Source organism: Aeromonas sp. QDB20 (assembly GCF_027707805.1).
Lineage (GTDB): Bacteria > Pseudomonadota > Gammaproteobacteria > Enterobacterales > Aeromonadaceae > Aeromonas > Aeromonas dhakensis.
The window spans coordinates 40369-51390 of sequence record NZ_JAPCJC010000028.1 but is presented as its reverse complement, the minus strand read 5'-3'; the positions used below and the strand labels follow the sequence as shown (position 1 = coordinate 51390).

At 48.4% G+C, this 11022-nt stretch carries 10 protein-coding genes and 2 pseudogenes; 6 read left to right on the top strand and 6 right to left on the bottom strand.

The window, feature by feature from the left end; all coding sequences use genetic code 11:
• Positions 1 to 75 precede the first annotated feature (75 nt).
• A pseudogene (locus PG897_RS20790) lies at positions 76 to 667 on the bottom strand (IS481-like element ISAs19 family transposase); the annotation flags it as partial.
• Positions 668 to 869: 202 nt separating this feature from the next.
• Complete coding sequence (locus PG897_RS20785) at positions 870 to 1271, bottom strand: H-NS family histone-like protein (protein WP_270829355.1); 402 nt, start codon at positions 1269 to 1271, stop codon at positions 870 to 872.
• A gap of 713 nt (positions 1272 to 1984) precedes the next feature.
• Between PG897_RS20785 and PG897_RS20780 the strand changes: the two are divergent.
• Positions 1985 to 3132: pseudogene (locus PG897_RS20780) on the top strand (IS3 family transposase).
• Between the two features lie 39 nt (positions 3133 to 3171).
• On the opposite strand, the gene PG897_RS20775 reads toward PG897_RS20780, so the two are convergent.
• The 3 genes from PG897_RS20775 to PG897_RS20765 all read right to left on the bottom strand — a co-directional run bounded on the left by PG897_RS20775 (position 3172) and on the right by PG897_RS20765 (position 6537).
• Complete coding sequence (locus PG897_RS20775; protein WP_270829353.1) at positions 3172 to 4236, bottom strand: YagK/YfjJ domain-containing protein; 1065 nt, start codon at positions 4234 to 4236, stop codon at positions 3172 to 3174.
• 458 nt (positions 4237 to 4694) lie between these two features.
• A complete protein-coding gene (locus PG897_RS20770) occupies positions 4695 to 6245 on the bottom strand; it encodes a YfjI family protein (protein WP_270829352.1) in 1551 nt (516 codons plus the stop codon).
• Entirely contained in the window at positions 6238 to 6537 is a 300-nt protein-coding gene (locus tag PG897_RS20765) for a helix-turn-helix transcriptional regulator (RefSeq protein ID WP_270829350.1), read from the bottom strand. The genes PG897_RS20770 and PG897_RS20765 overlap by 8 nt, the downstream gene beginning before the upstream one ends.
• 273 nt (positions 6538 to 6810) lie before the next feature.
• Here PG897_RS20765 and PG897_RS20760 point away from each other — a divergent pair, with 273 nt between their 5' ends.
• A complete protein-coding gene (locus PG897_RS20760) occupies positions 6811 to 7857 on the top strand; it encodes a hypothetical protein (protein ID WP_270829349.1) in 1047 nt (348 codons plus the stop codon).
• Between the two features lie 320 nt (positions 7858 to 8177).
• Complete coding sequence (locus PG897_RS20755; protein ID WP_270829348.1) at positions 8178 to 9131, top strand: DUF932 domain-containing protein; 954 nt, start codon at positions 8178 to 8180, stop codon at positions 9129 to 9131.
• A 100-nt stretch (positions 9132 to 9231) separates the two neighbouring features.
• Here PG897_RS20755 and PG897_RS20750 read toward each other — a convergent pair whose 3' ends face one another.
• A complete protein-coding gene (locus PG897_RS20750; protein ID WP_101320151.1) occupies positions 9232 to 9582 on the bottom strand; it encodes a helix-turn-helix domain-containing protein in 351 nt (116 codons plus the stop codon).
• Between the two features lie 219 nt (positions 9583 to 9801).
• Between PG897_RS20750 and PG897_RS20745 the strand changes: the two genes are divergently transcribed.
• The 3 genes from PG897_RS20745 to PG897_RS20735 all read left to right on the top strand — a co-directional run bounded on the left by PG897_RS20745 (position 9802) and on the right by PG897_RS20735 (position 11017).
• Positions 9802 to 10125, top strand: coding sequence for a hypothetical protein (locus PG897_RS20745; protein ID WP_101320153.1), 324 nt, complete (start codon positions 9802 to 9804; stop codon positions 10123 to 10125).
• Positions 10126 to 10137: 12 nt separating this feature from the next.
• The gene (locus PG897_RS20740; protein WP_270829347.1) at positions 10138 to 10587 is read left to right on the top strand and encodes a hypothetical protein; all 450 of its coding nucleotides are present in this window, start codon (positions 10138 to 10140) and stop codon (positions 10585 to 10587) included.
• A gap of 82 nt (positions 10588 to 10669) precedes the next feature.
• Positions 10670 to 11017 carry a YkvA family protein gene (locus PG897_RS20735; protein ID WP_270829346.1) on the top strand — a complete coding sequence of 116 codons (348 nt, stop codon included), beginning with the start codon at positions 10670 to 10672 and terminating at the stop codon, positions 11015 to 11017.
• Positions 11018 to 11022: the final 5 nt, after the last annotated feature.

The following is an 11022-nucleotide window of genomic DNA, read 5'->3' as shown; positions in this document are numbered from 1 at the left end:
TTTCATGTAGAACCTCCTGCGTTCAAGATACGAGAAAATTCTACTTATGAGCACCTCAGTTTTTCGGGGGGATTACCCCCAGGCGTGGCGACTGTAGCAGTCCAGCACGGTTTGCAGATACACCTTGCCAACCCCCCTTGAGCGCGCCGACGAAGAAGGTGTCGACCGCTACCAGTTCCCCGGTGTAGTGGACCTCAATCTGGCGTTCGCGAAACTCGGGGCTGAAGCGTTCTAACAGGCGAATTTGCTCGTTATTGAGCTCAATGGTCTGCTCCCGGTGGGTTTTCTCGAGGCGCAACAAGCGGTCGTGTTTAGAGAGCAAATCGTGGCGTTGCCACACGCCACGTACTCCACCAGCACTGACGTTGATACCTTGCAGAGCCAGTTCTTGTGCGACCCGCAGCGGGCCATGGGTTGGTCTGGTGAGGGAGTAATCGAGGATGGCCTGCTCAATCTCGGGCGCGACCCGGTTGGGATGAGCCCCTTTACAGCCGGGCAATTTGTCGAGCAAGCCCTCGGCGCCATAGGTCTGGTAATTACGGCGAATTTTGTAGAACTGCTGACTGCTGTAGCCGATGAGCTTGCAGGCTTTGCTGACGTTATTGAGCTCTTTGGCGAGCTCTAGCAGGCTGAGTTTGCGACGTGCTACTTTCTCGTTGGTGGTCATACGGTGACTCCAGATAACACGGTAGGGGTACCGTTTTGTTATCCGGTTTGAAGCCGTATGACCACTCCCTTTTGTGGGCAACTGTCAGGTGAATACCATCTCCATACACACCTAAATACTAGAAAAGGAACGGATTCGCAATCCCAATTACTGAGTGGATTTGAAGCTTAGAAAATTGAAACAATCTCTATGAATCTAACACTTAGATGAGGAAGTCATCCAACTGACGACCTTGCTCTACCTGCAGTGCCAAGTATTTAGGCATTCGCCCCTGACCGGTCCAGGTCTTCTCTTGCCCATTATCAACATAACGGTATTTCGGCGGACGAGGAGCGCGTTTCGCTTTGTTCGAAGTCGCCGCTGCCGAAGTACTCCCCACCAACTCTGTCGGGTCAATACCTGCCTGAGCCAACATGGCGTGAAACTCAGCCAGCTTTTGCTGATGCTCAGCTTGGGCTGCTTGCTTTTTCTCTGCCTGCTCTAATCGTTCCAGATAAGTCGCTTCAATCTTCTCGCGGGCTTCTTGTACTTGCTCCAGAGACAACTCACGCAGTGCAGCTCGCAGACTACGCACATTCAACAAGACTTTCAAAAATTCATTCATCAATAGCCTCTCGCTCAGTAGATTGGATGACGAAGAAAAACAACATTTCATTATCCAAGCATGTTATATCAACCTCCCAATGTTATCACCTCCCCCTTTTGAACGCCAATAGATATTGCACGAGTAAAAAGTATCATTATGCGCATGAGTTGCAATGGTTAGTTGAAATATCACACATTACTTAATGTATCCCATCCACACTGAGCTGTTTACACCCATCAATATTGTGCTTATATACCTTGTTGTGAGCATTGAGGACTATACCAAACCAAACCTACCCTACACCTCAGCTAAAATAAATGTATCTAGACGCATTACAGCACACTTGATGATAACACTCTAACCTCACCGGACATGATATCCTCTCAAACTCCTTGATGGCCAGCCCACATTCATCTATCACGAACGTTCCTTAAACAGAGATAGAATCAACCTTCTCATATTCACTTAAAATCAACAACGAGTTCCGAGGTGGTTAACTGGCTCATTCTGCTATCTCATTTAACCTGGATTGAAATATGCACATCACAGTCTTATTAACTGAAGAGACTGTCATCACAGCCTATAGATTGACCCCTTGAAGATCCAGACACTTCACCCCTCTTAACTTAAGAGGTAGTCTTGGAACTATGTTCAGTACTAGTCACAACGAGAAGATGGTCGAAGTGTTAACTGGAGCCGAGCGCCGTCGACGCCGGACTCCGTAGGAAAAGATCTCCATCGTTCAGCAGAACTTTGAGCCCGGAATGACCGTCTCTCATGTCGCTCGCTTGCACGACGTCAACGCCAACCAGCTTTTCAAATGGCGTAAGCAATTCAAGGAAGGGTCTCTCACGGCGATCTCCGCCGGTGAGGATGTTGTTCCAGCCTCAGAGTTGGCTGCTGCCATCAAGCAGATCCGAGAGCTCCAGCGTCTGCTCGGGAAGAAGACCATGGAGAACGAGCTCCTCAAAGAAGCCGTGGAGTATGGCCGAGCAAAAAAATGGATTGCGCATGCGCCCTTGTTGCCGGGGGACGACGATTAAGTGCTGTGAGCCAGGCCCTTAATGTATCGCGTGCGCAGCTATCCGTTCGTGTTCATCGAAAACCGGGTTGGCAAGATGGTCGTCATCATCGCGCTGGCGATGATGTTGCCTTAGTTGGCCGGATCATGGAGGCGATGGCAGAGCTTCCCTCCAATGGCTATCGCCGAGTTTGGGCGCTGTTACGGCGTCAGTCAGAGGCAACACGACAGCCTGTGGTAAACGCCAAGCATGTATATCGTGTCATGCGCGATCATGGCCTGCTGCTGGAAAGAAAACCGGCGGCACCATTGACCCTGCAGGCACATAAGGGGCGCGTTACCGTCAAAGAGAGCAATCGACGTTGGTGCTCGGATGGCTTCGAGTTTCGCTGCGATAACGGTGAAAAACTACGAGTCACGTTCGCCATGGACTGCTGTGACAGGGAAACCTTGGACTGGGCTGCCAGTACCGGGGGTTACGACAGTGACACAGTGCAAGATGTCATGCTGAGGTCTGTCGAACGACGCTTCGGGGATTCATTGCCGGCATCACCAGTGGAATGGCTGACAGATAATGGCTCGGCGTATCGAGCTCATGAGCCCCGTGCATTCGCACGAGAAATCGGATTGTAGCCCAGAACGACGGCGGTGAAGAGCCCACCGAGCAACGGTATAGCGGAGAGCTTCGTGAAGACGATGAAGCGAGACTATATCGAGATGATGCCAAAACCGGATAGCCGAACAGCGGTTGGCAATTTGGCTATCGCGTTTGAGCATTATAACGAGCACCACCCGCACAGCGCCTTGGGATACCGTTCACCTCGGGAATTTCTGCGCAGTCGGGTATCACAACCCTAAGCGGGAAAAAGTGTCTGGATCTATGAGGTCAAATCCAGCCTACGCATTCAATCGCGGTCTACCTCGTGCAGTGGCGCACTTGGGCACGCTGCCTTTGAAGAAGGTACGATGCCCCTTGAGCTTCAGCCTAGCGGCTGGCTCTGATTTGGTCAGATAAGCAAGGGCTTTTTGTAAATAGCCCCGTTTCGTCTTGTCGGCATGCCCCACCATACCAATCCCGCACTCCCGATACTCAGCCTTTTTCTGATTGCAATTATGCCCTCTGCCCCGGTTACCCGTGATACGCAACCATTCCTTAATGATGGCATCTGCGTAGAAAACATCACGCTGGAAATGAGCACCGTTCATAAAGACTGCCAAGTGAAAATGAAAGCCTGTTTGAGGGGAAAACTCCAAACGACAAACATACCCTACCCAATTGGCAGCCAATGCCCCTTTACCACGGGATTTAAACAGTGCCTTTTTGTGTTTGATGATCTCTTCAATAGAAAGCTCATCCAAGAACTCTGTTTTGTAGTACAAATCGACCCGCAGCACCAGGAGGCGAGCATAGCGCCCAAACAACCCATTCACATAGCGACGCAGTGAGGCGGTATTCCTCTGCGCCCCCTTCATGAAGGTATCGCACTTGCCCTGAATGGCTTCTGACTTCAATTCCGACATCAACTGCTGATACCTGAGATCTAGCTTCTCCTGCGCATCTTGGCTGGTGCCACCATCCATGATCATCTCACGAAGTTGATGCTTGACGACGAAATTACACAAGCAGGCCAACTTGGGATCCAAATTAAAATACTCCTGATGCAGGTACACCTGCACAGCAAGCGTGATGATACCTGATAGCCTCGCCCCCTCCTTGGTAAGAGGGTAAATCCCCCCCGCCATCTTACTGGAAAATAGAGCAGGAAGAGCCTCCCTCTGCACCAGATGGTCGATAAATTTGAATAGTTGTGGGTAATAAATAGATTGATGACACATCTCGCTCAGCGTTCTTGTTATAGAGGACTCCTTTTTCATGCGTAACGCTTTCGTTGGTTTATGCTGTATAGGGATAGCATCGATATCAATGTAATTATACTTAAGCATGCTGATTACCAATTCCATGTTTTGATGTTAACGATGAGTGAGGACATGTGGTCATGTCCTGCTCGTATTAGGTTGTCTCTTCATTCAATCATGGCTGATTGAGTAAGTCGTAGGCTGCCTATCGTTGCATCGAGTGATGCATGAGCTGACGTGCAAATGAGCTCACCTTAGCTATTTATTAGGTGGCAGAATAAATTACGTTAACTTAGACATTAGTTAAGTGAACTACCAATAACATTAAAAACCAATATTCATGACTCAATTTAAAACTGTGACATCAGCAAAAACGCGTATCTAGCGCTGATTTCATCGACATAACCGATAATCTAAAAACAACTGACACTTGTATAGTTAGCGTACCTTTATTTAAGGTCTCAGACTTGTTTGTGCATGGCCAGACACGCTATCAGTCAGTTGTCTGTTAGTCGGCATGACGGGAAGTTTATTCTACCTCCATCAGAATATTGACCAGAATGTTATTTTTTATTTTCAACATTACAATAGCACACCATCATTATTGGTTTATGCCCTTGATGGCGATATTCCGTGCGAAGATGGACCTTGTTCTTTGCCATTAACTCATCAATGGCCTTGTCCAGCACAGCAACACTTCTTAATGCCACGAACGCTTTTTGAAGAATTTCATTTTTAGGGATTTCAAAATCAACCCTGCTCCCTGCACGTTTTTTCAACCACGCATCTAACTCTTCGGCATGAGTACGCATGCTCGGCATGACATCATCAGCCATCAAGTGAATATGCTGCTTGAAGAAATAGTCGACGATGGTAATAGCTGCTCGCACGGTAGCAGTAGAAACCATCTTACCTCCTGTACAGAAGGCTTCCAACACCCCAGCTATACGTGCAACATGCTCAAAGTACTTGGCACCAAAATTGCGATACTGGTGAAGGTCACCCTGAGGATCAAGTCTCAACGTGACAGTATTGGCAGTTTCACAAAGCAAGGTTCTCGCCTCTGCACAAAGTTGCAGGCTGATGTACTCGTAGCCTGCCTCCCGACGCGCCATCGATTGCATCAAAAGTGCTGCTTGTCGCTGGGAAAACCATTCCAGCGCCGCGCGCTCAACCTCGTCTTGCTGCTCTTGTGCATCGCCTATGAGCCGCTCCCCCATTGTCGATTTAGGCGCGCAGATGAGTAGACGCGCACAGAGACCTGATGTGATGGCAACGCCACGCTGTTGTTTGAGCATGCGGTGAAACGATGCTGGCTGCGTCATCAACAAACTGCTAAATCGTGCATTGTCAATCGAGAACGCAGTATGACTGCCACCGCGGTCAACCCTGATACACTGCTCATCCCACAGCGTGTTGAGTAAATGCGGTTTGTGGAATAGCTCGTTATCCAGAATGCTGCCAGCCTCATCGGAGAATAAAAAGAGCGAGGGCCATCCCGTCCCCAGGAGCTTCAAAAGCCCAGCCGTCGTCAGATCGTTCACCAGCAAGCGTTTTTGGACAGGCTTGGTTGGTTTGCTCGCCATATGCTCATCCAGGCGGCGCTTGCATGCCCCTTCCTCCTCACCCAGTGTAATGGCACGCTGGTACCCTTTTTTCAGAACTTTATGTTTGATCTCCCAATGTTCCAGCTCGTCAGCAAACTGTGCCATCTCTGTTTGATACTGCATGGCGAAATCACTCTCGAGTGTACGAATGGACTTCAGGAAACATTTAGCAACGGATGACTTGCCCTCGCCAGACCCTGCTACGACCATGATGCTGGCCGACAGGGGGAAAGACATGTTGTCCAAGGGCGTGATGACAAACAGATCATGAACTGCAGGTACCATCATGCCAATCAACATGCACCCGATGAGCTCCTCTGAAGCTTGCGTTTGCTTCTTCACACCGCGGATGACCGCCTGCAATTGCTCAGACAACGCAGATACAGGAAACCCTACAGGAGCAAGTGCTGCGCGTTGGGCTTCAGATTCTTGTTGGTTGGCAGCTTCCAAGATCTCGGTAAATGATGGCTGATCGCGAAAGATAAGCTCCCCCTTCTCATTAATCATTTTTTGAACCCTCGAGCGAAGAATGGCGCGCCTCAACATAAGGACGCGTCGCACACCAATGCATGACCTCACTCATGCGCCACCCTTTTATCCCACGAGCGGCACCGAAGGGAGAAAGACTGACTGGGCGCGGAAAATCGGGGTCGTAGCCCTTGGACTTGGGGTTGAGGCGGTTATAAATGGTGGAGCGACCGTACCCTGTCAGGCGTTTCACCTCGGGCAGTCGGATAATTCTGTCTACGTGCTGCATCAGGTGAGTCGCAGCACCTGTTTCACTCGTGTGCATCGCCATGTGATTTCCTCTGTTTAATGTGTACGAGGTCATCATACGGAGCACATTTTTTTACGCAGCATGAGGTTCTTTTAAAGAACTTAATGTTGACATGACGAACCTCGTATGAGGTGCGCCATCTATTTCTACCTTGGCAACAACATGTTCTGCTTGTTCCTTGATAGACGCCGTCTATTGAAAAAGAACCAATAACTGTGATTCACTTCCAACACAGAATAAACACAATGCGTAATAATCTCGTTGATGTAACGGCCCATTAGGAGGGGCGGCATAATGAAAGCACGTATTACGCATGCAGACTTTAATACTCTACTGGCTCACGCTACAGAGCAACTTATTGGGTTTTATGTTATTTACAACCATGCCAGATTGAATAAACCATACGAAATAAATTCATTGAAAGAGATAAATAACGAAATCATTTCCATGCTTCACGATGCAGAAGTTAACGATGAACATATTGTAAAGTTAAAAGTCACCTCTGAATTCTGGGACTCGGTGCAATGTAACTTCTCTTACGACCGAGTATTAAGTTTGGCATTGCTTTCAGAAGAAGAGAAAACAATATACAAAAGCCTTATTTTATTTATTAAAGATCTCAAATCCAACCCTGATTTCATTACAACAATAAACTACTTGAACAGTAATTTTTTCCACCTGAATTGGTTAAGAATTGCAGATATCATTAATGCTGTGACACCACAAGATTTTTTAAAAAACATAAGAGATGCCAAAAAATATTTACAAAGTAAACGACGAGTAGGCAGTCATGATGATAACCAGCCTATTCGTACATCCCTTGAAGCCAATACTGCTCAACCCACACCACTAAGTCACGCATTATCATTTTATCCAGAAAAACTGAAACCTGGGATATTTTATGTCTACCCCCAGATTGATGATAACTCACCAATTTCCTCATTGGCGATAAGCTGTCACTTCAATGCAAAAAAAGAAGACATACATGAAGCTTTTGATGAATACGAATACCAATTTGAAAAATTTAGAAATTATTATCACATGAACAGCAATGACTTTATCGAAGCTCCAGAAATTGAAAAGCTAAGGCCATTACTAAAGCGAAACCTCAATAAAAATAAGTATGTGAAGAGAAAAAGCAACATAGAAGAACATATTCTCGCTCTCATTTGTTGGGAAAAAATACATCTAGATGGTATTGGGACCAATGAGGCTATATCATCAGTTCTCCCAAAGGGCTATTCAAGCAATAAGTTTGCCTCGTTGAAAAATAGACTCGCGCTTATCTCCACTGCTATTGATGAATGGGGCAATTATTACGATGAAATGAATTGCCTATAGTGAGTGGTATTGATGAGACGTACGGGTCAGAATGATGAGTCTGTCATTCTGACCCGTAAATCCAGATCGAGAAGACACATAGCCGTTTGCACAAACCGCCACTCTCTCCCCTCCCCTACCGCGACAAATCACCCCAAAAGGCGATGATATTTCTCATTATTTTGCTACTGTAGCAAAAATAGCAGATAGCAAAGCCCTTCAACATCTTATTTATGCTTGCATTATTCAAAAAATGCATGAAGGACCTAAGCGAGCATCCATCTCCAAATATATTCATCCCTATATAACCTTTGTGATATTTATACATAGAGGGATTAAATATGGCGCACTTGATTGAAACAATGGCCCACACTGGCCAAACCCCTTGGCATGGCTTGGGTAATCAATTACCAGAAAAACAATCTTTAGATATCTGGCAGCAAGCTGCCGGGATGGATTGGACCATCGAACAAAGCGATGTACTCTACAATGTCACCTCAGATGAGCTGCATATCCGCCCCTTTACGATGAGTAAAGTCCTTTACCGCTCCGATACGCTGGCTCCACTCTCGGTGGTCTCCAAACGTTACAATGTGGTACAGCCTCACGAGGTATTGCATTTCTATCAGGATCTGGTGCAAGCAGGTGGGTTTGAATTAGAAACAGCAGGCGTATTAAAAGGAGGGAGAAAGTTGTGGGCATTGGCCAAGACGGGCCAGGGCATGAAACTAAACGGCGGTGACATAGTGAAATCTTATTTATTGCTGGCGACCAGTTGTGATGGCACCCTCTGTACCACAGCTCAATTTACCTCTCTGCGGGTGGTTTGTAATAATACATTACAGATGGCACTCAACGATAAAGCCGACGCCATTAAAGTGCCCCACTCAACTAAATTCAACCCGGAACATGTCAAAGAGGTGCTCGGTCTTGGTTTAGCAAACTGGGACCTGTTTCAACGCAATATACATGAGCTGAGTCATCGCTCAGTCTCTCCTGCTGAAGCTATTCTCTTCTTCAGTGACCTGATTAATGACCCGACAGGTGATGACGGCAACATTGTACTGAGTCGTCCTACCAAGAAATTACAGGAACTCTACCAAGGTGCAGGAATGGGCTCAGACCTTGCCAGTGCCAAAAATACTGCTTGGGGCTTAGTTAATGCTGTCACGGAATATGTCGATCATCATCGCCGTGCACGCAGTCAGGATAATCGACTTGATTCAGCCTGGTTCGGCCAAGGTGCTCAGCTCAAATCCCACGCCCTGGAACAGGCTCTCACGTTACTACAATAATTGTTCTTCTCTTTATACCACCGGCATAAACATCCTTACCCGGATTGGTTGACGCCAGTCCGAGTAAGGCGATTTATGCCATCAACGTTGTCTAATTCATTTACTTTGATTGGGTTAATCGCGTCACAAGACGGCTAATGGTTTCCAGCAACAAGGTCCGGTCGGCATCATCAAGTTGTGCTAATTGCTGGCTCAACACAATGCTCTGCTCGGTGGGTCGGTTACTGGTCTCACGCAAAAAGTCCGCCAGTTCACAGCCAAACAGCTGAGCGAGCTCCGCCAGCCGCACCACGGTTGGCACCACGATACCCCGCTCCATTCGGGATACGGCCTCCATCCCGATATTGAGATGTTCAGCCACCTGCTCCTGAGTAAATCCAGCCTGGTTGCGCTGGCGCCCAATCGCTTTACCCACGCTCTTGGCCAGCTGTTCAAAGTTGATGTCTGTCATAGTCCCTCCAGTCAACCCTTATGGTTGACCATGGACCCATTGACGATAAGGACCCAAAAAGACGAATATCAACCCCATGGGTTTATCTTGAGCATAATACGATGACCATCAAGGCTGCTCGTGTCGCCATCCAGGCAAGACGTGTAGCCCGCTGTCCTCGCTGGCTCGAGCATCACTCACGCTCTTTTCACACTCACTATATTACCCAAGGAGAAAATCATGATCCGCTACCCCATCATTGCCACCCTCTTTTTACTGGCTGCCACCATTCATTCCCTCTGGACTGGAGGCTCACCCCAACTTGGGGTATGGGGCCATATCTGGTTCTTTGTGTTCGGTTCACTGTTCTCGTCGCTGGGGATGATGGCTGGCGAACTCTTTCGCCGCTTCACTCAGCCTGATTTGCTGCTGGCTGACGGCGCACAGGAGATGTTCAAGAAGAAGCTGTTTTGGAAAGCTGGTCCCCAGCTCATCGGGGGTGTCGTTGGCTACATTGCTGCCGGCGGATTTTTACAGAATGTGTTGGGTTACTACGTTGGATAAGGAGCATTAACCATGAAAAACTCTTGGATCACGTTGACGGCCATCCTGCTGTGCAATAACGCCCTGGCCTATGGTGAGGCCGGACGCTGGAGCAGTGGCTGGGGTCAGGGCACCAGCGAATACACGGCGGTGGTCAACGAGCAGAACCATCTCTATATCGCCTGCAATGACACCCGCAAGGTCAGCATGACGGCTACCGTACAGGGCAAGGAGTATGGCTCTTATGCAGGACAAGCCTTCTCCATCATCGTCGATGGTAGCCAATACGATGCGCCCTACGAGACCGAGTCCCGTGTCGGTGAGAATAATTTCTTCGACATGTGGGGCAAGCTGCGCAAGGCCAAGTCGATCCGCATTTTGACGGCTGACGGTAAGCAGCTCGCCTTGCCAACCAAAGAGGTGGCCTCTGTGCTGCCCGCCACTAATACCCCCGAGTTTGACTGCTTGATGTGGGACCAATAGCTCACGTCCATTTCATCCCAGAGGAGGCCTTTGCCTCCTCTTTTCATTTCCGCCATTCACCCACCCGTGAAGGAGACACACTATGCCCCCCTGCATTCCCCCCGAATGCGAGTCGTTCGATCACCCAGGCTTTTGGCGAAAACTTTGGGCCTTTGCCAAACGTGCCGGTCGGCCCTTTATCGAGACCTGTCTGTTGCTCTACTACACCAGCCAGAAAGAGGATTTGCCGCTGTGGGCCAAGCTGCTGATTTACAGTGCGCTGGCCTACTTTATTTCGCCCATCGATGCCATTCCGGATGTGCTACCGATGGGGTTGGCCGATGACATCGCGGTGCTGAGTGCCGCACTCGCTAGTATTACCGCCTTCATTGATGACCAAATCCGTGCCCGTGTTGCCAGAAAAATGCGCGACCTGTTCGGCCAAGATTAACCCCC

What these genes read in the sequence shown, in the direction of transcription:
- PG897_RS20765 (WP_270829350.1), bottom strand. Translation starts at nt 6,537, where the DNA reads ATGGCGATGCACACGAGTGAAACAGGTGCTGCGACTCACCTGATGCAG.
- PG897_RS20755 (WP_270829348.1), top strand. Translation starts at nt 8,178, where the DNA reads ATGGCGCACTTGATTGAAACAATGGCCCACACTGGCCAAACCCCTTGG.
- PG897_RS20735 (WP_270829346.1), top strand. Translation starts at nt 10,670, where the DNA reads ATGCCCCCCTGCATTCCCCCCGAATGCGAGTCGTTCGATCACCCAGGC.
- PG897_RS20750 (WP_101320151.1), bottom strand. Translation starts at nt 9,582, where the DNA reads ATGACAGACATCAACTTTGAACAGCTGGCCAAGAGCGTGGGTAAAGCG.
- PG897_RS20740 (WP_270829347.1), top strand. Translation starts at nt 10,138, where the DNA reads ATGAAAAACTCTTGGATCACGTTGACGGCCATCCTGCTGTGCAATAAC.
- PG897_RS20770 (WP_270829352.1), bottom strand. Translation starts at nt 6,245, where the DNA reads ATGATTAATGAGAAGGGGGAGCTTATCTTTCGCGATCAGCCATCATTT.
- PG897_RS20745 (WP_101320153.1), top strand. Translation starts at nt 9,802, where the DNA reads ATGATCCGCTACCCCATCATTGCCACCCTCTTTTTACTGGCTGCCACC.
- PG897_RS20785 (WP_270829355.1), bottom strand. Translation starts at nt 1,271, where the DNA reads ATGAATGAATTTTTGAAAGTCTTGTTGAATGTGCGTAGTCTGCGAGCT.
- PG897_RS20760 (WP_270829349.1), top strand. Translation starts at nt 6,811, where the DNA reads ATGAAAGCACGTATTACGCATGCAGACTTTAATACTCTACTGGCTCAC.
- PG897_RS20775 (WP_270829353.1), bottom strand. Translation starts at nt 4,236, where the DNA reads ATGGAATTGGTAATCAGCATGCTTAAGTATAATTACATTGATATCGAT.